Source organism: Allobosea sp. GW823-FHT02B03 (assembly GCF_058797755.1).
The window spans coordinates 889,265-910,347 of sequence record NZ_JBXAJY010000001.1; the positions used below are offsets into that span (position 1 = coordinate 889,265).

19 protein-coding genes are annotated in these 21,083 nt (G+C 67.6%); 12 read left to right on the forward strand and 7 right to left on the reverse strand.

Going from position 1 to position 21,083, the window contains the following annotated elements:
* Positions 1-39 precede the first annotated feature (39 nt).
* The gene (meaB, locus tag AC1REK_RS04095) at positions 40-1,014 is read right to left on the reverse strand and encodes a methylmalonyl Co-A mutase-associated GTPase MeaB (RefSeq protein WP_492267087.1); all 975 of its coding nucleotides are present in this window, start codon (positions 1,012-1,014) and stop codon (positions 40-42) included.
* Between the two features lie 125 nt (positions 1,015-1,139).
* Between meaB and AC1REK_RS04100 the strand changes: the two genes are divergently transcribed.
* Both AC1REK_RS04100 and AC1REK_RS04105 read left to right on the forward strand, forming a co-directional pair.
* The gene (locus AC1REK_RS04100) at positions 1,140-2,291 is read left to right on the forward strand and encodes an alpha/beta hydrolase (protein WP_492267086.1); all 1,152 of its coding nucleotides are present in this window, start codon (positions 1,140-1,142) and stop codon (positions 2,289-2,291) included.
* Between the two features lie 94 nt (positions 2,292-2,385).
* Entirely contained in the window at positions 2,386-3,390 is a 1,005-nt protein-coding gene (locus AC1REK_RS04105) for an alpha/beta hydrolase (RefSeq protein ID WP_327524855.1), read from the forward strand.
* A gap of 3 nt (positions 3,391-3,393) precedes the next feature.
* On the opposite strand, the gene AC1REK_RS04110 is transcribed toward AC1REK_RS04105, so the two are convergent.
* Entirely contained in the window at positions 3,394-3,864 is a 471-nt protein-coding gene (locus AC1REK_RS04110) for an Lrp/AsnC family transcriptional regulator (RefSeq protein WP_316020524.1), read from the reverse strand.
* Between the two features lie 132 nt (positions 3,865-3,996).
* Here AC1REK_RS04110 and AC1REK_RS04115 point away from each other — a divergent pair, with 132 nt between their 5' ends.
* Both AC1REK_RS04115 and AC1REK_RS04120 read left to right on the forward strand, forming a co-directional pair.
* Positions 3,997-5,280: a cystathionine gamma-synthase family protein gene (locus tag AC1REK_RS04115; RefSeq protein WP_316020523.1), complete on the forward strand. Its 1,284-nt coding sequence runs from the start codon at positions 3,997-3,999 to the stop codon at positions 5,278-5,280.
* Between the two features lie 171 nt (positions 5,281-5,451).
* Positions 5,452-6,288, forward strand: a complete 837-nt coding sequence (locus AC1REK_RS04120; protein ID WP_327524854.1) for a lytic transglycosylase domain-containing protein — start codon at positions 5,452-5,454, stop codon at positions 6,286-6,288.
* Positions 6,289-6,457: 169 nt separating this feature from the next.
* Here the strand turns inward: AC1REK_RS04120 and AC1REK_RS04125 are convergent, their stop codons facing one another.
* Entirely contained in the window at positions 6,458-7,189 is a 732-nt protein-coding gene (locus AC1REK_RS04125; protein ID WP_492267085.1) for a DUF3750 domain-containing protein, read from the reverse strand.
* A gap of 148 nt (positions 7,190-7,337) precedes the next feature.
* On the opposite strand from AC1REK_RS04125, the gene AC1REK_RS04130 reads away from it, so the two are divergent.
* The 5 genes from AC1REK_RS04130 to AC1REK_RS04150 all read left to right on the forward strand — a co-directional run bounded on the left by AC1REK_RS04130 (position 7,338) and on the right by AC1REK_RS04150 (position 11,671).
* Complete coding sequence (locus tag AC1REK_RS04130) at positions 7,338-8,444, forward strand: polyamine ABC transporter substrate-binding protein (RefSeq protein ID WP_316020548.1); 1,107 nt, start codon at positions 7,338-7,340, stop codon at positions 8,442-8,444.
* The gene (locus AC1REK_RS04135) at positions 8,441-9,619 is read left to right on the forward strand and encodes an ABC transporter ATP-binding protein (protein WP_492267084.1); all 1,179 of its coding nucleotides are present in this window, start codon (positions 8,441-8,443) and stop codon (positions 9,617-9,619) included. Before AC1REK_RS04130 ends, AC1REK_RS04135 begins: the two co-directional genes overlap by 4 nt.
* The gene (locus AC1REK_RS04140; RefSeq protein WP_327524851.1) at positions 9,616-10,515 is read left to right on the forward strand and encodes an ABC transporter permease; all 900 of its coding nucleotides are present in this window, start codon (positions 9,616-9,618) and stop codon (positions 10,513-10,515) included. Before AC1REK_RS04135 ends, AC1REK_RS04140 begins: the two co-directional genes overlap by 4 nt.
* Positions 10,512-11,306: an ABC transporter permease gene (locus tag AC1REK_RS04145; RefSeq protein WP_492267083.1), complete on the forward strand. Its 795-nt coding sequence runs from the start codon at positions 10,512-10,514 to the stop codon at positions 11,304-11,306. Before AC1REK_RS04140 ends, AC1REK_RS04145 begins: the two co-directional genes overlap by 4 nt.
* A gap of 101 nt (positions 11,307-11,407) precedes the next feature.
* Positions 11,408-11,671 carry a hypothetical protein gene (locus tag AC1REK_RS04150; protein WP_492267082.1) on the forward strand — a complete coding sequence of 88 codons (264 nt, stop codon included), beginning with the start codon at positions 11,408-11,410 and terminating at the stop codon, positions 11,669-11,671.
* A 44-nt stretch (positions 11,672-11,715) separates the two neighbouring features.
* On the opposite strand, the gene scpA is transcribed toward AC1REK_RS04150, so the two are convergent.
* From scpA to AC1REK_RS04170, 4 genes are all read right to left on the reverse strand, one after another.
* Positions 11,716-13,881: a methylmalonyl-CoA mutase gene (gene scpA / locus AC1REK_RS04155; protein WP_492267081.1), complete on the reverse strand. Its 2,166-nt coding sequence runs from the start codon at positions 13,879-13,881 to the stop codon at positions 11,716-11,718.
* Positions 13,881-14,705, reverse strand: a complete 825-nt coding sequence (gene thiD / locus AC1REK_RS04160; RefSeq protein ID WP_492267080.1) for a bifunctional hydroxymethylpyrimidine kinase/phosphomethylpyrimidine kinase — start codon at positions 14,703-14,705, stop codon at positions 13,881-13,883. The genes scpA and thiD overlap by 1 nt, the downstream gene beginning before the upstream one ends.
* Complete coding sequence (locus AC1REK_RS04165) at positions 14,702-16,627, reverse strand: methylmalonyl-CoA mutase family protein (protein ID WP_492267079.1); 1,926 nt, start codon at positions 16,625-16,627, stop codon at positions 14,702-14,704. The genes thiD and AC1REK_RS04165 overlap by 4 nt, the downstream gene beginning before the upstream one ends.
* 172 nt (positions 16,628-16,799) lie before the next feature.
* Positions 16,800-17,186: a DUF2267 domain-containing protein gene (locus AC1REK_RS04170; RefSeq protein WP_316021560.1), complete on the reverse strand. Its 387-nt coding sequence runs from the start codon at positions 17,184-17,186 to the stop codon at positions 16,800-16,802.
* Between the two features lie 149 nt (positions 17,187-17,335).
* Here AC1REK_RS04170 and AC1REK_RS04175 point away from each other — a divergent pair, with 149 nt between their 5' ends.
* The 3 genes from AC1REK_RS04175 to AC1REK_RS04185 all read left to right on the forward strand — a co-directional run bounded on the left by AC1REK_RS04175 (position 17,336) and on the right by AC1REK_RS04185 (position 20,959).
* Positions 17,336-18,871 carry a helicase HerA-like domain-containing protein gene (locus tag AC1REK_RS04175; protein WP_066470763.1) on the forward strand — a complete coding sequence of 512 codons (1,536 nt, stop codon included), beginning with the start codon at positions 17,336-17,338 and terminating at the stop codon, positions 18,869-18,871.
* A gap of 127 nt (positions 18,872-18,998) precedes the next feature.
* On the forward strand, positions 18,999-20,381 hold the full coding sequence (locus AC1REK_RS04180) for a M20/M25/M40 family metallo-hydrolase (protein WP_492267078.1): 1,383 nt from the start codon (positions 18,999-19,001) through the stop codon (positions 20,379-20,381).
* The gene (locus tag AC1REK_RS04185; protein ID WP_291634843.1) at positions 20,378-20,959 is read left to right on the forward strand and encodes an LOG family protein; all 582 of its coding nucleotides are present in this window, start codon (positions 20,378-20,380) and stop codon (positions 20,957-20,959) included. Before AC1REK_RS04180 ends, AC1REK_RS04185 begins: the two co-directional genes overlap by 4 nt.
* Positions 20,960-21,083: the final 124 nt, after the last annotated feature.

Consider the following 21,083-nt stretch of genomic DNA (forward strand, 5'->3'; position numbering starts at 1 on the left):
GTCCGAGGCTGGCGAGCAGGTCCGTGCTGGATGCTGCCTTTACAGGCCGAGCGCCCGGGCGATCTCATCCGCGGCGAGTGTCGGCGTCGTTTCTCCGCTCGCCACGGCGGCTTCGAGCTTCGGCGTGCGGGCCTTCAGCGCCGGATCGTGCCGCAGCCTGGCCTGGAGCCGGTCCTGAACCATCGCCCACATCCATTTGACGTCCTGCTGGCGGCGCTTCTCGACGATCAGCCCCTTGGCCTCGAAGCGGGCACGGTGGTCCTCGATCTTCGCCCAGAGCGCGTCGAGCCCGTCGCCGGTCAGCCCGGAAATGGTCACGACCGGCGTCGACCAGAGCGCCGAGGCCGGTGCCAGGATGTGCAGCGCCGCCTTGTACTGGGCGGCAGCGGCACGCGCCGCGGTTGCGCCCGCACCGTCCGCCTTGTTGACCGCGATCATGTCGGCGAGCTCGATGATGCCCTTCTTGATGCCCTGCAATTCGTCGCCGGCATTGGGCAGCATCAGCACCAGGAAGAAATCGGTGAGGTCGGCGACAGCCGTCTCCGACTGGCCGACGCCGACGGTCTCGACCAGCACCACGTCGAAGCCCGCCGCTTCGCAGAGCAGCATGGTCTCGCGCGTCTTGGCGGCGACGCCCCCTAACGTGCCGGAGGAGGGGGACGGGCGGATATAGGCGTTGGGATCGACCGCGAGCCGCGCCATCCGCGTCTTGTCGCCGAGAATCGAGCCGCCGGTGCGGGTCGAGGACGGGTCGACGGCCAGCACAGCGACCTTGTGGCCGAGCCCGGTCAGATAGGAGCCGAGCGCGTCGATCGTCGTCGACTTGCCGACACCGGGGACGCCGGTGATGCCGACGCGGATGGCCTTGCCGGAATGCGGCAGGAGCCTTTGCAGCAGGGCCTGCGCCAACTCGCGATGGTCGGCGCGGCGGCTCTCCGCCAGCGTGATGGCCCGCGCCAGCGCGGCGCGCTCGCCCGCCAGAATCGCATTGCCGAGCGCGTCCAGGTCGATCATCCCCTGCTGGTAGCAAGAGCATGGCCGCGGCGGAAGGGCGCGATTGTCGGAGGCCTGTGTCCTGGCGGCACTTGCTCCGCGGGCACGGCGATGGGACGAGTCGTCGGTTGTTGGAGTGCCGCCTGTTGTCCCGGTTTCGGTTGATCGTGCTGGCCTTGCTAGCCCCGCTCGCGCTCGGCGCCTGCGGCACCACGCCGCGTACCCTGGTCCTCGCCGACACGGCGCAGGGGGACACCGTCGCCAGCTTCCCGATCTTCGTCGCGACCACGCGGGCGCCGGCCGAAAAGCCGAGCTATTTCACCGGCGAGCGGGCCGCGACGCTGTCCTTCGCGCGGCTCGACATGACGGTGCCGCGGGCTCACAAGCCCGGTGAGCTCGAACTTCCCGCCGTCGGCGCGAAGGCCGATCCCTCGCTGCATTTCGCGGTCAGCAAGGTGACTGCGCTGGAGCGTGACCCGATCACTGCGCAGGTTCGCGCCGAGCTCGCCAAGCGCAAGCCGGTCGACCGCGACGTGCTCGTCTTCGTCCATGGCTACAACACCAATTTCGCCGACGCCTCCTATCGCTTCGCCCAAATCGTCCACGATGCCGGCTTCAAGGGCGTGGCGGTGCTGTTCACCTGGCCCTCGCGCGGCGAGCTGCTGCAATACCCCTATGATCGCGAGAGTGCCTTCTATTCGCGCGACTTCCTCGAGGCGGCCCTGCGGGGCATCTCGCGCGATCTCGGGGCGAGCCGGGTCGACATCCTCGCCCATTCCATGGGCACGCTGGTAACTCTCGAAGCCCTCCGGCAGGCCGCGATCCGGGGCGACGGCAATTTCGGCGGGAAGCTGCGCAATGTCATGCTGGCGGCCCCCGACATCGATCTCGACGTGTTCAAGACGCAGATCGACGAGATCAAGCGCGACGTCACCGTCTTTGTCTCCGCCGACGACCGTGCGCTCGCCTTCTCGCGGCGCTTCGCCGGCGACAAGACCCGGCTGGGCGCGATCTCGGCCAAGGACACCGAGATCGTCGCCGATCTCGAAAAACGTGGCGCCCATATCATCGATCTCTCGGAGATCTCGACCAGCGACCAGCTCAACCACGGCAAGTTCGCGGCCTCGCCCAAGGTCGTGCAATTGATCGGCCGCCGCCTCCAGGCCGACAAGGGAATCGCCGTCGCCGGACCGGGCTTCGGCGACCGGCTGGGCGACATTGCCGGCGGAGTGGTCGGGACTTTCGGATCGACCGTCGAGCTCGTGGTCACGGCGCCCTCCGCCATCGCCGGCCGCTGACCGGCCCCCGCCGCGCCGCATTCTGGCCGCGTTGATTTGGCTTTAAGGCCAGCCGGCTCAAAAGGCCCCGCGCTCCCCAGCTCCGGAATTGTCCATGTCCGCCTCGCGGCCTGCCCTGTCTCGTCGTTCCTTCGCCGCCCTTGCCCTGCTCGGGCCTGCGCTTGCCTCCTGCGTCCAGAGCGAAGCCATGGTTTCGCCGTTCACCGGCCCGGCCGATGCATCGACCTTCGGCAAGGAGCCGCAACTGCTCGTCGCCACGACGCGCAAGCCGACCGGCGATCGGCCGCCCTATTTCGGCTCGGAACGCGGCAGCGGGCTGGTCTTCGCCGAGGCGCGGTTGTCGGCGCCGGGTCGCGGCGTCGCGGCGCAGGTCAGCTCCGTCGTCAGCGGCGACTGGGCGGTGCTCGGTGTCCAGCGGCGCAATTCGGGCGATGCGGCGCGCGCCTTCGCGGAAGCCGCCAATGGCCGCGACGTGCTGCTCTACGTGCACGGCTACAACGAAACCTTCGAATCATCCGCCCGCAGCGCCGGCCAGCTCTCGCACAGCCTCGCCTTCGATGGCCGCACCGCGCTCTTCACCTGGCCGTCCGGCGGCGGCCTGCTCGCCTACGCCTATGACCGCGAGAGCGCGCTCTGGTCGCGCGACGGCTTCGTCCAGGCGCTGAAGGCGCTGGTCGACAACCCGATCGCCGGCCGCGTCCATATCGTCGCGCATTCGATGGGGACCTTTCTGGCGCTGGAAGGCCTGCGCGAGCTGCGCGACCTGCCGGGCTTCTCGGAACGGATCGGCTCCGTCGTCTTCGCTTCGCCCGATATCGACATCGACGCCTTCGAGCAGACCGTCTCGAAGCTCGGACCGATCGCCCGGCGCATGACCGTGATCATCGACCCCGGCGACAGGGCGCTCGCCGTCTCCTCGCGCATCGCCGGCGGTGTCGCCCGCGCTGGCGCGGCCGATCGGGAGCGGCTCGACCGCCTCGGCGTGCGGGTCGCCGACACGGCCGGCCGCGGCTGGAGCATGCTCCGCCACGATCTCTTCCTCTCCGACAGCGAGGTCACGCAGGTGGTCAGGCGCGCCATCGACCGCGCCGGCTCGTAAGCGTCAGAGCGGCGGCAGGCCGACCCGCTTCTTGATCGTCGCCAGCGCGAAGTTCGACTCGACCGACTGGATGCATTTCAGCCGCGTCACCTTCAGTTTCAGGAAGCGCTCATAGCCCTCGATGCCGTCGGTCAGCACGCGCAGCAGATAGTCCTGCGAGCCGGTCATCAGGTAGCATTCGGCGACTTCCGGCCAGCTTTCGACCGCCTTCTCGAACTCGGCGATGTGCTCCTGGGTCTGCTGGCTGAGGCGGACCGAGACGAAGACGCTGAAGGGCAGGCCATAGGCCTTGGGGTCGACGATTGCCGAATAGCCCTTGATCACGCCGCTCTCTTCCAGCCGCTTCAGCCGGCGCAGGCAGGGCGTCGGCGACAGCCCGACCCTCTGCGACAGATCGTGATTGGTGATGCGGCCGTCCTCCTGCAGCAGGGCGAGCATGCGGCGGTCGGTGCTGTCGAGCATGATCTGCTCCATGTGGAAGGATGATGAGCGGAATCGTGCTCAACTGATCCTTAGAATGCCGATGATCGTTCATGCAATGGCGCCCGGATCGTCATAGGCTGACGCCACGAAAGCGGTGCGGTGCACCGGCAACGGAGGCGGATCATGAGCCAGGACGACTACCACAAGGACCGGATCGCCAATCGAAAGCTCCACCCCGAGACCCTGATGATGGGCTTCGGCTATTCGCCGGCCATGTCCGAGGGCTCGCTCAAGCCGCCGGTCTTCCTGACCTCGACCTTCGTTTTCGAGAACGCCCAGCAGGGCAAGGACTTCTTCGACCTGACCGCCGGCCGCCGCCAGCTCAAGCCGGGCGAGAAATCGGGCCTGGTCTATTCGCGGTTCAACCATCCCAACATGGAGATCCTCGAGGATCGCCTGGCGATCTGGGACGAGGCCGAGAAATGCGCGGTCTTCGCCAGCGGCATGGCGGCGATCGCGACCACCTGCTTCGCCTTCCTGCGGCCGGGCGACACGATCATCCACAGCCGCCCGCTCTATGGCGGCACGGAGACGCTGCTGAAGAACCAGATGGGAGCCTTCGGCGTCACGCCTTTCGGCTTCACCGACGGCGTCGATGTGACCCAGATGCGTGCTGTCGCCAAGGCCGCTGCGGCCAAGGGGCGGGTGGCGATGATCCTGGTCGAGACGCCGGCCAACCCGACCAACGGTCTGGTCGATCTCTCGGCTTGCAAGGCCATCGCTGACGAGCTGGAGAAATCACAGGGTCATCGCCCGCCGGTCGTGGTCGACAACACCATGCTCGGACCGATCTTCCAGAAGCCGTTGAAGCATGGCGCCGACCTCTCGCTGCTCTCGCTGACCAAGTATGTCGGCGGCCACAGCGATCTCGTCGGCGGCTCGATCAGCGGCTCGGAAGCGCTGGTGCGGCAGGTCAAGGCCTGGCGCGGCTCGCTCGGCACGCAGCTCGACCCGAACTCCTGCTGGATGCTGATGCGCTCGCTGGAGACCCTCGACATCCGCATGCACCGGGCCAATGAGAACGGCCGCAAGGTCGCGGAGTACCTGCTGAACCATCCCAAGATCGCCAAGGTGCACTATCTCGGCAATCTCAAGGAGGGCGATCCGCGCAAGGCCGTGTTCGACCGGCAGTGCAGCCAGCCCGGCTCGACCTTCGCCTTCGACGTGAAAGGGGGCGAGAAGGAGGCCTTCGCGGTTCTCGACAATCTCCAGATCATGAAGCTCGCGGTCAGCCTCGGCGGCACCGAGACGCTGGTCTCGCATCCCGCTGCGATGACGCATTCCGGCGTCGCCCGCGAAATGCGCGAGGAGATCGGCCTCACCGATGCGCTGATCCGGATCTCGGTCGGCATCGAGAATATCGAGGACCTGATCTCCGATCTCGCCCAGGCGCTGGAAGCTGCGTGACGAACTGCCTGGAAACACAGCCCTCATCCTGAGGAGCAAGCTTCGCTTGCGTCTCGAAGGATGCTCCAGAAGGTTCCGCAGCCTCTTGGAGCATCCTTCGAGACACCATTCCTTACGGAATGGCTCCTCAGGATGAGGGCCATGAGAATCGCCAGGCGGATTCTGACAAGGGTGAGCGGTTGCGCTGTGGTCGCGGCGGCATTCGCCGTGGCGCTGTCCTGCGGCCCGGCGCTCGCCGAACCCCAGCAGGAGAGTGTGGCGCAGACCATCTGCCGCCTGATCGAGGGGGCGGCGAAGCAGCACGAGCTGCCCGTCGCCTTCTTCACCCGGCTGATCTGGCGCGAAAGCAGCTTCCGGCCGCATGTCACGAGCCCGGCCGGCGCGCAGGGCATCGCCCAGTTCATGCCGGGGACTGCGAACGAGCGCGGCCTTGCCGACCCTTTCGACCCGGAGGCGGCGATCCCGCATTCGGCCGCCTTCCTGTCGGCGCTGAAGGCGCAGTTCGGCAATCTCGGCCTCGCCGCTGCCGCCTATAATGGCGGCCCCAACCGGCTCGCCCGCTGGGTCGCCCGTGGCGGCACGCTGCCCTACGAGACGCAGGCCTATGTCCGCTTCATCACCGGCCGTTCGGTCGAGGAATGGCGCCTCGGCCCCGGTGAAGCGCCTCCGCCGGCGACCACGCAGGAAACAGACTGCCTGACGGCGGTCGCCTCGATCCGGACCACGGCGCCAGCCGTCCTCGTCGAGGGCGCCTATGGCCCGTTCGGCGTGCAGCTCTCCGGCAATCCTTCGAAGGCCCGCGCCATCGCCTCCTATCAACGCGTCGTCGCCCGTTTCGCTTCTCTGCTCGCCGGCAAACCGACCATGGTGCTGGGCTCGGCGGTGCCGGGGCGGGGCAGGGCGCGCTACTACCGCGTCAGGCTGCCGGCCCAGAGCCTGCGCGAGGCCACCGTGACCTGCAACCGCCTGCGGCAGGCGGGCGGCGCCTGCCTGGTGCTGCGGAACTAATTTGCTACGTGGGTTTGAAGGCTGTGTCGTTCCGGCCGAAGCCGCATAGCGGCGCGGAGCCGGGACCCATGCCTGAACCTTCCTCGGCAAAGTTCCGGCATGGGTCCCGGGCCTCCCTGCGGTCGCCCGGGACGACCCGCATTCAGATCGCGAGACCTTCGGGGGGCCTCTAGAATGCCACCCGGCCCCAGCCCGGCAGCTTCAGCGCCGGCTGGCGCAGGTCGAGGCCGGCGACGAGGCCGAGCAGGTTGATCTCGATGCCCTCGACCCAGCCGAGCGAGATGCCGGCGAGCCCGTAGAGCGAGGCCTGTATCCCGGTGCGGCTCGGCGTCAGGCCGGCGTAGAGGCCGCTTTCGCGCCAGTCCTTGCCGATCGCGGTCGGCGGCAGGGCGTGGCCGAGCTCCGGAACCTCCGCCAGCACGTGCTGGACGAAGCTGTTCGAGTTCGGTCCCGGCCAGGCGGCGTAGGTGCCGTATTCGCTGTAGCTGTAGCTCTTCACGGCTTCACGGATGCGCGGGATCAGCGCTGCCGCGGCCTCGCCCTTCACCTCGGCGACGAGCTCAGGGGCATTGCCGAACCAGCGCCCATCGGCCTCGCGATGGTTGACGCGCACGGGATTTCCCCAGCCAACCACGTCGAAGCGGGTATAGGCCTGCGCGCCGGCCTCCTTCACCACCACCCAGGAGTGATGCGCGAAGACGCCGCGCCAGCGGCCGACCCGCGCCGCGAAGACGTGCACCGTCGCCTCGGGCTCGATCGCGGCGGCCGGCAGGAGGGCGGCGCTCGACCAGTCGGCCCGGCGCCACTCGGCGGCCAGGGGCTGCCAGGACCACCAGGCCGCATGGCTGGCGAGCGGCAGCAGGAAAAGCACGGAAAAGAGGAGGAGAAAACGTCGTGTCATGCGCCGGTAGAAAATAGGGCCGAGCCTGCGCCTCGCAAGCTGTGGTCTCCGCGCCAAGATCACGAAATCGAGGTTGAGCGTTTCAGACAAGCTGATAGCTTGCCGGCGCTACCACAGCATGTCCGTGAGGAGGGGCAGATTGAGTGAATTGACGTCGGTTCTAAAACGCTTCGCGACCGGTGCGGCCCTCGGGCTCGCCCTTCTCGCGGGAACCCCGGCCCAGGCGCAGGACAAGGAACTGCGCATCTACAACTGGTCCGACTACGTCAATCCGGAGGTGCTCGACGCCTTCAAGAAAGAGACCGGCATCACGGTCGTCTACGACACCTTCGACCAGATGGAGACGGTCGAGACCAAGCTTCTGGCCGGCAAGACCGGCTATGATCTCGTCGTCGTCACGGCCTCCTTCCTGCCGCGGCACATTCCGCTGGGCCTCTACACGCCGGTCGACACCGCCAAAGTGCCGAATCTTAAGAATGCCTGGCCGGAAATCCAGCAGCGGCTCTCGAAATACGACCCCGGCAACAAGTTCGCCGTGAACTACATGTGGGGCACGACCGGGATCGGCTACAACGTCGCCAAGATCAAGGAACGGCTCGGCCCCGATGCGGTGATCGATTCCTGGAGCATCCTGTTCGACGCCGAGAAGCTGAAGAAGCTCTCCAATTGCGGCGTGCACGTGCTCGACGCGGTCGAGGAGATGTTCCCGGCGGCGCTGCGCTATCTCGGGCTCGATCCCGACTCCAAGAAGGAGGCCGACCTCAACAAGGCCGGCGAATTGCTGCGCAAGATGCGCCCGCATATCCAGAAGTTCCACTCCTCCGAGTACATCAACGCGCTCGCCAATGGCGATATCTGCCTGGCCGTCGGCTATTCCGGCGACATCCTGCAGGCCAAGAAGCGCGCCGAGGAAGCCAAGAACAAGGTCGAGATCGCCTATGCGATCCCGAAGGAAGGCGCGCTGATGTGGTTCGATTCCTTCGTCATCCCGAAGGACGCGGCCAATCAGGAGGCGGCGCTGAAGTTCATCGACTTCGTCAACCGGCCGGAAATGGCGGCGAAGAACTCGGACTTCATCCAGTACGCCAACGGCAACATCGCCTCGAAGCCGCTGCTCTCGGCGGCGGTGCGCGATAATCCCGGCATCTACCCGCCGGATGCCGTGATGGCGCGCCTCTACACGATCACCCCTTACGACCAGAAGACGCAGCGGGTGGTCAACCGCCTCTGGACCCGCGTCAAGAGCGGGCGGTGAACGCGCCATCCGGCGCCGCGACGCGGCGCGCCTCGCCAGGCAGCGTCCGTCGCGACTTCCAGCCCTGGAACGACCCGGCGGCGAAGCCGCTGGTCGAGTTCCGCAATGTCACCAAGCGCTTCGGCAAGGTGACCGCGGTCGATGCGCTTTCGCTTTCGATCCATGCACGCGAATTCTTCGCGCTGCTCGGGCCGTCGGGCTGCGGCAAGACCACGCTGATGCGCATGCTCGCCGGCTTCGAGCAGCCGGACGAGGGCGAGATTCTGCTCGACGGCGTCGACATCACCACCGTGCCGCCCCATCAGCGGCCGGTGAACATGATGTTTCAGTCCTATGCGCTGTTCCCGCATCTCTCGGTCGGCGACAACATCGCCTACGGGCTGAAGCGCGAAGGGCTGCCGAAGGCGCAGCTGCGCGAGCGGGTGGACGCGATGCTGAAGCGCGTCCGGCTGAACGGTTTCGAGGGCAGGCGGCCGGACCAGCTGTCGGGCGGCCAGCGCCAGCGCGTCGCGTTGGCTCGTGCCCTCGTCAAGCAGCCCAAGCTGCTTCTGCTCGACGAGCCCTTGGGCGCGCTCGACAAGAAGCTGCGCGAGGCGACGCAATACGAGCTGATGGACCTCCAGGCCGATCTCGGCCTGACCTTCATGGTGGTGACGCACGACCAGGACGAAGCCATGACCATGGCCGACCGCATGGCCGTGATGGATCATGGCCGGCTGCTCCAGATTGCGCCGCCCGATTTGATCTACGAGGCGCCGGCCAATCGTTTCGTCGCCGAGTTCGTCGGCGACATCAACCTGATCGAGGGCAGGGTGACTGCGGTTGAAGGGGATCTCGTCACGCTCGCGAACGAGCATGCCGGCACGATCGAGCTCGACGAGGATGCGCCCTCCTGCAAGCCGGGCGATGCGCTCGCCGTTGGCCTGCGGCCCGAGAAGATCGCGCTCAGCCATGAGGAGCCGCCGCAGGCGGTGAACAAGGTCGCCGGCGAGATCTGGGATATCGGCTATCTCGGCGACATGACCATGATCCAGGTGATGGTCGGCGGCGACGAGGGCAAATTGCTCAAGGTCTCGCTGACCAACCGCACCCGGCGCATCGAGCGCCCCTTCGCCTGGGAAGACAGGGTCTGGCTGTCCTGGGATGTCGAAGCCGGAATGGTGCTGGCATCGTGAGCGGCCCGGTTCCCCGAGCGGCCGGCGGGCGCGGGCTGCTCGTCGCCGCGATTCCCTATCTCTGGTTGCTCGCCTTCTTCCTGGCGCCCTTCCTCATCGTGCTGCGGATCGCGCTCTCGGACGCTGCGACCGATCAGCCGCCCTATGCGCCGCATTTTCTTGGCTTCGACGCACTTGGCGAATTCTTCGCCGGCCTCGATTTCGAGAATTTCCGCCTGCTCGGCGAGGACGCGCTCTATTGGCAGAGCTATCTCTCCTCGCTGCGCATCGCCGGCCTGACCACGCTGATCGCCCTCGCGCTCGGCTATCCCCTGGCCTATGCGATGGCGATGGCGCCGAAGCGCTGGCAGGGCATCCTGCTGCTGCTCGTCATCCTGCCGTTCTGGACCTCCTTCCTGATCCGCGTCTACGCCTGGATCGGCATATTGCGGCCGGAGGGGCTGCTCGACATGGCGCTGGGCTGGCTCGGGCTGACAGCTGCGCCGCTGCGCCTGCTCAACACCGACACCGCGGTGCTGATCGGCATGGTCTATTCCTACCTGCCCTTCATGGTGCTGCCGCTCTACACCACCTTGCAGAAGCTCGACGGCACGCTGGTCGAGGCGGCCGCCGATCTCGGCGCGACGCCACTCACCATTTTCCGCACGGTTACCCTGCCGCTCTCGCTGCCGGGCATCCTCGCCGGCTCGGCGCTGGTCTTCATCCCGGCGATAGGCGAGTTCGTCATCCCCGATCTGCTCGGCGGGCCCGATACGCTGATGGTCGGCAAGGTGCTCTGGAGCGAGTTTTTCTCCAACCGCGACTGGCCGCTGGCCTCGGCGGTGGCGATCGTGCTGCTGATCGTGCTGGTGCTGCCGCTCGTGCTGCTGCAGCGCGCGGGGAGGGCGGCGCGATGAGGCGCTTCGGCAGCTTCCACCTCGCCGCGCTCGTCCTCGGCTTCGCCTTCCTGTACCTGCCGATCGTCGCGCTGATCGCCTATTCGTTCAACGCCTCGCGGCTGGTCACGGTCTGGGGCGGCTTCTCGACGCATTGGTATGCCGCGCTGTTCAACAACCAGCCGCTGCTCGATGCCGCCTGGCTGACGATCCGCGTCGCGCTGGTCTCGGCGACCCTGGCGGCCGGGCTCGGCACGCTCGCGGCGCTGGCACTGACGCGCTATCGCAGCTTTGCCGGCCGCACCCTGTTCTCGGGCATGGTGCTGGCGCCGCTTGTCATGCCGGAGGTGATCACCGGCCTGTCGCTGCTGCTGCTCTTCGTCGCCGGCGATGTCGAGCGCGGCTACTGGACCGTAGTCGTCGCCCACGCGACCTTCAGCCTCGGCTTCGCCTGCATCGTGGTGCAGGCGCGGCTCGCCGGCTTCGACCGGTCGCTGGAGGAGGCGGCGCGCGATCTCGGGGCGACGCCGGTGACGACCTTCTTCACCGTAACGCTGCCCTTGATCTGGCCGGCGGTCCTCGCCGCCTGGATGCTCGCCTTCACGCTCTCGCTCGACGATCTCGTGATCGCGAGCTTCACCAGTGGCCCGGGCGCGACGACGCTGCCGATGCGGCTCTATTCGGCGATCCGCCTCGGCGTCTCGCCCGAGATCAATGCCGCCTGCACGATCATGATCGGCGCGGTCGCGGTGGCGGTGATCGCTGCCTCGCTGCTGCTCAAGCGCGAGGCGCTCGCCGGAGAGAAGGGTTAAACGGCGGGTGAACGCCGGCCTCAAGGCCGGTTCAGGGCGAGGCTGCGAAGGTCATGGCCAGAGCGGGAGAGGTCTCCCGCCATGGCACAGGACTTTTCGACATGCCCCGCAAATTCGTCGTCGCCGGTTTCGCCTCGCTGGCGCTGGCCGGCGCGACGCTCGCCCTGTCGAGCCTCGTCGGAGGCGGCGTGGCCCAGGCCTATGACCGGTACGAGCGGCAATATGAGCGGCGCGAGCCGGGCTGGCGCCCGTCGCCGCCCGCCTTTCACGGCTATTGGGGCTATCGCCGCTGGAAGCGCTGGAACGACGAGCGACGCGACGATGCCTTTTATGGCCGACCCTATCAGGGACGCGATTGGCGCTAGCGACGAAAGCCGGCGCGGCGTGGAACCCGCGCTGGCTCTCCCCCTCACTCTGCGGCTGATTTCTGGGCGTATCCGAGTTTCTGGTTGAGTTCTTCGAGGAGCTTTTCGGCGGCGTCGGCGATGACGGTTCCGGGCGGGAAGATCGCGCTGGCGCCGGCCTCACGCAGGGTCTCGAAGTCCTGCGGCGGGATCACCCCGCCGACCACGATCATGATGTCGGGGCGCCCGGCCTTGGCGAGCGCCGCCTTCAGCTCCGGCACCAGGGTCAGGTGGCCGGCGGCGAGCGAGGAGACGCCGATGATGTGGACGTCGTTCTCGACGCCCTGGCGCGCCGCCTCGTCCGGGGTGGCGAAGAGCGGGCCGATATCGACGTCGAAGCCGAGATCGGCGAAGGCCGAGGCGATCACCTTCTGGCCGCGATCATGCCCGTCCTGGCCCATCTTGGCGACGAGGATGCGCGGCCGGCGCCCATCCGCCTCCTCGAAGGCCTCGGTCATCGCCTGCACCCGTGCGATCGCAGGGTTCATCGTGCCGACCTCCCGCTTGTAGACCCCCGAGATCGCCTTGATCTCCGCCCTGTGGCGCCCGAAGACCTTCTCCAGCGCCATCGAGATCTCACCGACCGTCGCCTTGGCCCGCGCCGCCTTGACGGCGAGGTCGAGGAGGTTGGCCTCGCCCGCAGCACCCTCGGTCAGCGCCGCCAGCGCCGCCTGCACCTGCGCCTCGTTGCGCTCGGCCCTGAGCCGCCGCAGCTTGTCGAGCTGCTGGGCCCGGACCGCGGCATTGTCAACCTTGAGCACCTCGATCGCCGCCTCGTTGTCGGGCTTGAAGCAGTTGACCCCGATGATCGCCTGCTGGCCGCCATCGATCCGCGCCTGCGTCTTGGCGGCGGCCTCCTCGATCCGCAGCTTCGGGATGCCGGCCTCGATCGCCTTGGCCATGCCGCCGAGCGCCTCGACTTCCTGGATGTGGGCCCAGGCTTTTGCCGCAAGCTCGGCGGTCAATCGCTCGACATAATAGGAGCCGCCCCAGGGGTCGATGATCCGGGTCGTGCCGCTCTCCTGCTGCAGCAGGATCTGGGTGTTGCGGGCGATGCGGGCGGAGAAGTCGGTTGGCAGCGCCAGCGCCTCGTCGAGGGCGTTGGTGTGCAGCGACTGGGTGTGCCCCTGCGTCGCCGCCATCGCCTCGATCATGGTGCGCGGCACGTTGTTGAACACGTCCTGCGCCGTCAGCGACCAGCCCGAGGTCTGGCAATGGGTGCGCAAGGGGAGCGACTTCTCGTTCTGCGCGCCAAAGTCCTTGACGAGCTTCGCCCAGATCAGCCTTGCGGCCCTGAGCTTGGCGACCTCCATGAAGAAGTTCATCCCGATCGCCCAGAAGAAGGAGAGGCGCGGCGCGAAGACGTCGACCCCGAGGCCGGCGCGCTGGCCGGCGCGGATATACTCGACGCCGTCGGCGAGGGTGTAGCCGAGCTCGAGGTCCTGCGTCGCCCCGGCCTCCTGCATGTGGTAGCCGGAGATCGAGATCGAGTTGAACTTCGGCATGTTGGCCGAGGTGTAGGCGAAGATGTCGCCGATGATCCGCATCGAGGGGCCGGGCGGATAGATATAGGTGTTGCGGACCATGAACTCCTTGAGGATGTCGTTCTGGATGGTCCCCGAGAGCTTGGCCGCCGGCACGCCCTGTTCTTCGGCCGCGACGATGTAGAGCGCCAGAACCGGCAGCACCGCGCCGTTCATCGTCATCGACACGCTCATCTCGCCGAGCGGGATGCCGGAGAACAGCGTGCGCATATCGTAGATCGAATCGATCGCGACGCCGGCCATGCCGACATCGCCGCCGACGCGCGGATGGTCGCTGTCATAGCCGCGATGGGTGGCAAGATCGAAGGCGACCGAGAGCCCCTTCTGCCCGGCGGCGAGGTTCCTCCGGTAGAAGGCGTTCGAATCCTCGGCGGTCGAGAAGCCGGCATATTGCCGGATCGTCCAGGGCTGGTTGACATACATCGTCGGATAGGGCCCGCGCAGATAGGGCGGCAGGCCCGGCAGGCTGTCGACGAAGGCAAGCCCCGCGCGGTCGGCTTCCGTATAGACCGGCTTCACCGCAATCCCCTCCGGCGTCTGCCAGAGGTCGCCGGAGACCGGCACAGCGGTGGTCCTGGATGCCGTATCAGCAAAGCCAAGCGTCGAAAAATCCGGGATCAAGCTCATCAATCCCTCCCGTCGGTCCTGTCCCACCAATGGTGGAAATGATGCACCGGTCCGTGGCCATGGCCAACCCGGACCTCGTCGGAGGCAGCGATCGCCGCCGAGATGTAGCGCTTCGCCAGCGTCACGGCTTCCGTCAGCTCGATGCCATGGGCGAGGCCGGACGCGATCGCCGAGGAGAGCGTGCAGCCGGTGCCATGGGTGTTCAGGGTCTCGATGCGCGGCGCGACAAAGCGCTGGCGCTGACCGCCCTTCGAAACCAGGACATCGACGCTGTCTTGCCCCGAGGCATGGCCACCCTTGATCAGGACATTGGCGGCGCCGAGCGAGGCGATCGCGCTGCCCTGTTCAGCGGCAGCTTCCTCGGTCTCGGCCATGGCGGTGCCGAGCAAGGCGGCTGCCTCCGGCAGGTTCGGGGTTACCAGGGTGGCGAGCGGCAGGAGACGACGCTTCAGCGCCTCGATCGCATCCTCCTGCAGCAGACGCCCGCCGGAAGCCGCGATCATCACCGGATCGAGCACGATGTTGCGGGCGCCATGGCGCTCCAGCCCGTCAGCGACGGCCTCGATCAGTTCCGCGGTCGCGAGCATGCCGATTTTGACCGCGGCGACGTCGAGATCCTCGAAGACGGCATCGATCTGGGCCGCGACGAAATCGGCCGGAACCGGGTGGATCGCCCGCACGGCCTGCGTATTCTGCGCGGTGAGCGCGACGATGACGCTGGCGCCATAGACCTGATGCGCCGCAAAGGTCTTGAGATCGGCCTGGATTCCGGCCCCGCCGCTCGAATCCGAGCCAGCGATGGTGAGCGCGATCGGCATGGTCATTCCTTGTCCGCGTCTGCGGTGGATGTGGTGATCGCGAGCGCATCCTGCAGGGTCGCGACCGCGTCAGTGCCGGCGAAGACGAAGTTCTCGACGCCGGCTTCGCGCAGCGGCGGCTCCAGCTCACCGGGGCGTCCAGCCAGCCAGACGGCCGCTCCAGCGCTCTTGAGGCGCGCCGCGACGGCAGCCGCCTCGGCGGCGTAAATCTCATCCGAGCCGCAGAGGCAGGCGAGCTTCGCTCCGGAGGCCTCGAAGGCTGCGACGAGCGCCTCGATATCGGTCTTGCCAGCTTTGGCGAAGCCGTCGCCGGAAGGGGCGGCGATGCCGCCGGCCTCGAACAGGTTGCGGGCGAACCCGGCACGGGCGGTGAAGGCGGCGATGCCGCCCAGCGTCGCCAGGAACACGGTCGGTCGCGCGCCCGCGGCGGCTTCGATATCGGCCAGCGCCCGCAGCGCCTCATAGGGCTCGGCGAGGCGCAGGCTCGGCAGAGGCTCGACCCGGACCGCAGCATCGCCGTCCGGCGCGGCCTGGCGGATATCCGGCGGGGGCGCCAGCACCTCGACCGCTCCTTCGGCAAGGTTCGGGAACTCGCTCGTTCCCGTGATCGGTTCGCGGCGGGTTGCTGTCGCCTTGGCCCGGTTTGCCCGCTCGCGTGCCAGCCCGGCCTGGACATGGCCGTTGATGAGGGCGCCGACGATCCCTGAGACACCGTCGCCGCTTTCGGCCTCCAGATCCTGGAACTTGCGCCAACCCTGCTCGCAGAGCGCCAGCGTCAGCGCTTCGAACCCGCCGGCGCCGGCCGCCGGATCGGCGACGCGCCAGAGATTGGCTTCTTCGAGCAGGATCAATTGGGTGTTGCGCGCCACCCGCCTCGCGAAGCCATCGGGCAGGCCGAGCGCCGCGGTGAAGGGCTGGATGCCGATCGAATCGGCGCCGCCAACCCCCGCGGAAAAGCCGGCGACCGTGCCGCGCAGCAGGTTGACGTGCGGATCGCGCCTGGTCAGCGAGCGCCACGCCGTCTCGGCGTGGATGAAAACAGGCTTGGGATCGAGGCCGCAGGCTTGCTGGACGCGGTCCCAGAGCAGGCGCGCGGCGCGCAGCTTGGCGACGGTCAGGAATTCGTCGGTGTCAGCGACGAGCGTGAAGGAGATCGCGCCGCGCGCTTCGGTGAGCGGCATGCCCTGCGCCTCGAGCAGGCGCAGATAGGTCACGGCGGTGGCGAGCACGGCGCCGAGTTCCTGCGCCTCGCTCGCGCCCGCCTCGTGCCAGGGGCGGCCATCGGCGGTGAGGAAGGGGCCGCGGAAGCCGCGCGCCTTCAGCGCCGCGATCGTCTCGGCGAGGCGCTGCCCAAGCTCCGGCAGCAAAACCGAAAGCGTGCCGGAGCTGGCGAGTGCGCCGACCGGGTCCATGCCGAAATCGATCTCGACCGCATCGCCGGCAAGACCGCGACTCTCGACGAGATCGGCCAGGAGCAGCGCATTGCGACGGCCACCCGGAGCCGGATCGAGCCGCAGCCGGACGAGGTCGAACATCACGCCGGAAAGCGCGGCGTCGAGATCCGCGACGGTCTTCGCCGCGAGCCCGAAGCCGCGAGCCGCGGCGGCGCCTGCAAAGGAGAGGCTGAGGCAGTCGGCGCCACCTTCCAGCTCCGCCAGGGCCAACCGGTTGGCCTCGGCCGGTTCCGGGTGATCGACCCGCGCCGCCACGCGCCAGCGCCCCTGCTGCGGGCGGAGCGGCCGGGCCGCGCTGCCGGTCGCTGCCGGATAAAGCGGTTCGATGCGGATGCCGTCGGCGGTTCGCCCGACCAGTTTCTTCTCGAAATCGGCGCCTTTCAGCACTTTCTCGACGGCGCCGCGCCATTGCTCGCTGGTGGGCGTCGCGAAAGCCCCCATGAAGGGCAGGTCGGCGGGCGAGGTCGAGGTCATCGGCGCGAACTCCTGACGGTCGATGGTGCGACCGTGAAGCTCTCATCGCCAAGCGACGCCGTGAAGGCAAGTGCCGGGCCGTGTCCCGGCCTTTCTTGGCGCGCCGGGCCGGAACAGCAAAACGCCGCCCGAGGGGGCGGCGCTGCAGGAGATGCAAGAGCTCGAATGCGGCTCAGACGAACTGGCCGAGCCCGGGGATCGCGCCGACGATCGCGCCCATCGCGTCCTCGCCCGCCTTCTCGCGGCCGACCGCGAACATCTCCTTCGAGACGCTCTGGATCTGGCCCATGGAGAGGCCAGCGCCCATCAGCTGGCCGCCGAGGGCCATGACGCCGCCGCCACCGCCCATCAGGCCGCCGATCGCGCCCATCAGACCGCCCTTGGCGCCGCCTTCGGCCTCGGCGAGGTCCTGGGCACCCGGCAGGGCCGCGAAGAGCTGACCGATCTCGGCCGCGGGACCTTCCTTCTGCAGGAAGGCGAGGATGATGCCGATGGCCTTCTTCGCCAGCGACTCGTCCAGGCCGGATGCGGCCATGATGCGGGAGATCAGTTCTTCCATCGTGCGTTCCTCTCGTAGCGAGCCTATGGCGCTCCAAAGATAGTTTACACATAAACTATCCCAAGCGGAAGCGATCTTCATGCTTCCGCCCAACTTCTCGTTTCGCTACATCCGTTGCACGACCTTAAGGCAACGGAGCAGGCGCGACCATGGCGGATGACGGCACGATCCTGATCGGCAAGAGCGTGAAGCCGGAGGTGCTGCTGCTCAAGCTCGCCAACCGGCATGGACTTGTCACTGGCGCGACGGGCACCGGCAAGACGGTGACGCTGCAGGTCCTGGCCGAAGGCTTCGCCAATCATGGCGTCCCGGTCTTCGCCGCCGATATCAAGGGCGACCTTTCCGGCGTCGCGGCGCCCGGCGATTCGAAGCCGCCCTTCGTCAAGCGGGCCGAGGAGCTCGGGCTGAAATACCAGCCCGACCAGTTCACCACCGTGTTCTGGGACGTCTTCGGCGAGCAAGGCCATCCGGTGCGCGCCACCATCTCCGAGATGGGGCCGCTTCTGCTCTCCCGCCTGCTCGACCTCAACGACACCCAGGAGGGCGTGCTCAACATCGCCTTCCGCATCGCCGACGAGCAGAAGCTCCTGCTCCTCGACCTCAAGGATCTGCGCGCCGTCCTCGCCTTCATCGCCGAGAACGCCTCGGAGCTGACGACGAAATACGGCAATGTCTCGACCCAGTCGGTTGGGGCGATCCAGCGCCAGCTTCTGGTGCTCGAGAACCAGAAGGGCGAGAAATTCTTCGGCGAGCCGGGGCTCGAGATCAGCGATCTGATGAAGACCGACCGCGACGGGCGCGGCGTCATCAACATGCTCGCGGCCGACAAGCTGATGGCCAATCCCCGGCTCTACGCGACCTTCCTGCTCTGGCTGCTCTCCGAACTGTTCGAGCAGCTGCCGGAGGTCGGCGATCTCGACAAGCCGAAGCTCGTCTTCTTCTTCGACGAGGCGCATCTCTTGTTCAACGGCGCGCCGAAGGCGCTTCTGACCGCGGTCGAGCAGGTGGTGCGCCTGATCCGCTCCAAGGGTGTCGGCGTCTATTTCGTCACCCAGAACCCGCTCGACATTCCCGACACTGTGCTCGCCCAGCTCGGCAACCGCGTCCAGCATGCGCTGCGCGCCTTCACCCCGCGCGACCAGAAGGCGGTGCGCGCGGCGGCCGAGACCTTCCGTCAGAACCCCAAGTTCAAGACGGAAGAGGCGATCACCCAGCTCGCCGTCGGCGAGGCGCTGACCTCGACGCTGGAAGGCAAGGGCACGCCGACCATGGTCGAGCGGACGCTGATCGCCCCGCCCATGGCGCAGGTCGGGCCGATCACCCCGCAGCAGCGCGCCCAGTGCATGCGCGACTCCGGATTCGCCGGCAAATACGACACGATGGTCGATCGCGAGTCGGCCTATGAGGAGCTGATGAAGCGCAAGGGGATGAACGCCGACGGCTCGGCCGTCGAGGCGTCGACCTCGGGCGGTGGCATCCTCGACACGATCGGCGACTGGTTCGGAGGCCAGACGGAGCGCCCGAAGACCGGCCCCGGCAGCCGTGGCGGGCGCCTGCCGCCGAGCATGGCCGAAAAGGTGATCACCTCCGCGGCGCGCTCGGCCGCGACGACGATCGGCCGGCAGGTCGGCAACGCCATCCTGCGCGGTGTGCTCGGCTCGATGATGGGCGGCGGCAAGCGCTGAGCCGGTTTCGCGCCACGGCGCTCCGCCCTCCGGGCGGGGCGGTGTTTCCTGTCATGCCTTGGCGGCACTGGCGCATGGCGCTGGGCTGGTCATGATGGCGCCACCGGAATCAGCCCCAGTGAGCGCCATGTCCAAGCTGCCCGCCATTCTCTCCCGTCTCGACGCCGACCTCGACGCTTCGCTGGCCCGGCTCTCCTCCTGGCTCGAAATCCCCTCGATCGGGACCGATCCGGCCTTCAATCCGCAGACGCGCCAGGCGGCCGAATGGCTCCGCCGCGATCTGGAAGGCCTCGGCTTCAAGGCCGAGCTGCGCGAGACGGGCGGTCACCCGGTCGTGCTCGCGCATCGCCCGAAGCCCGGCGCGCCGCATGCGCTGTTTTATGGTCATTACGACGTCCAGCCGGTCGATCCGCTCGAGCTTTGGGACAACGACCCGTTCAAGCCGGCCGTGAAGGAGATCGAACCGGGGCGGAAGGCGATCCTCGCGCGCGGCGCCTGCGACGACAAGGGGCAGGTGATGACCTTCATCGAGGCGATCCGCGCGACGCTCGCCGAGACCGGCGACCTGCCGATCGGCCTCACCATCCTGGTCGAGGGCGAGGAGGAGTCGGGCTCGGTCAACCTGCCGGGCTTCATCAAGGCCAATGCAGCCGAGCTCAAGGCCGATTTCGCACTGGTCTGCGACACCGGCATGTGGGACCGCGACACGCCGCTGATCACCTCGACCCTGCGCGGCATGGTCTATCAGGAGGTGCGCCTGACCGCGGCCGATCGCGACCTGCATTCCGGCCTGTTCGGTGGCGCGGCCGCGAACCCGATCCATGTGCTGACCAAGATCGTCGCCGAAATCCATGACGAGACCGGACGGATCACCATCCCCGGCTTCTATGACGGCGTGCACGAGCCGACCAATGCGCAGAAGGCCGAATGGGCCGATCTTGGCCTGACCGAGAAGGAGTTCCTCGGCCAGGTCGGGCTGAAGCGCTCGATCGGCGAGAAGGGCCGCCTGCTGATCGAACAGATCCAGTCGCGCCCGACCTGCGACGTCAACGGCATCTGGGGCGGCTATACCGGCGAGGGCTCGAAGACCGTCATTCCGGCCAAGGCCTCGGCCAAGGTCTCCTTCCGCCTCGTCGGCGACCAGGATCCGGCCAAGATCGAGGCCGCCTTCCACCAGTTCGTGCGCGAGCGCCTGCCGGAGGATGTGACGGCCGAGTTCATCAGCCATTCCGGCTCGCCGGCGCTGGCCGTGCCGGTCGATTCGCCCGTGCTGCAGAAGGCGCGCAAGGCGCTTGCCGAGGAATGGGGCGGCCGCGTCGTCTCGATCGGCAGCGGCGGCTCGATCCCGGTCGGCGGCGATTTCAAGCGCACGCTCGGGCTCGACACGCTCTTCGTCGGCTTCGGGCTCGACGACGACCGCGTCCATTCGCCGAACGAGAAATACGACCTCTCTTCCTTCCACAAGGGCCAGCGTTCCTGGGCCCGCATCCTGCAGGCCCTGGCCTCATGAAATCAGTCTGCGTCTTCTGTGGATCGAGCCCCGGCAACGATCCCGTCCATGCCGAGGGAGCGCGCGCCATGGGCGCCGAGATCGCCCGGCGCGGCCTCACCCTCGTCTATGGCGGCGGCGCGGTCGGCCTGATGGGCATCGTCGCCGATGCGGCGCTGGCCGCCGGCGGCGAGGTCCATGGCGTGATCCCGCGTGCGCTGCGCGAAAAGGAGGTCGGCCATAACGGGCTGACCCGGCTCGAGGTCGTCGAGACCATGCATATCCGCAAGGCCCGCATGGCCGAACTTTCGGACGGTTTCGTCGCCATGTCCGGTGGCATCGGCACTTTCGAGGAGATCTTCGAGATCTGGACCTGGGGCCAGCTCGGCATCCACGGCAAGCCGCTCGGCTTCTTCAACATCGCCGGCTTCTACGACCCGCTCGCGGCCTTTCTCGACAACACGGCGAGCGCCGGCTTCCTGCGCCAGGCCCATCGCGACATGGCGATGACCGAGAGCGAGCCTGCGGCCTTGCTCGACAAGATGGCGGCCTACAAGCCGCTGGCCCAGATCAAATGGGTCGAGAAGGAAGAGACCTGAGCCGCTATCTCGGGTGACATAGGAATAGGAATTTAGTCCTTGACATCGTGACGCTGATCGGGTAGAGATCAGGAACGCTCACGAACTGTGCCTGAGACGAACGAAGCCGCCGCGCTCCCCAGCC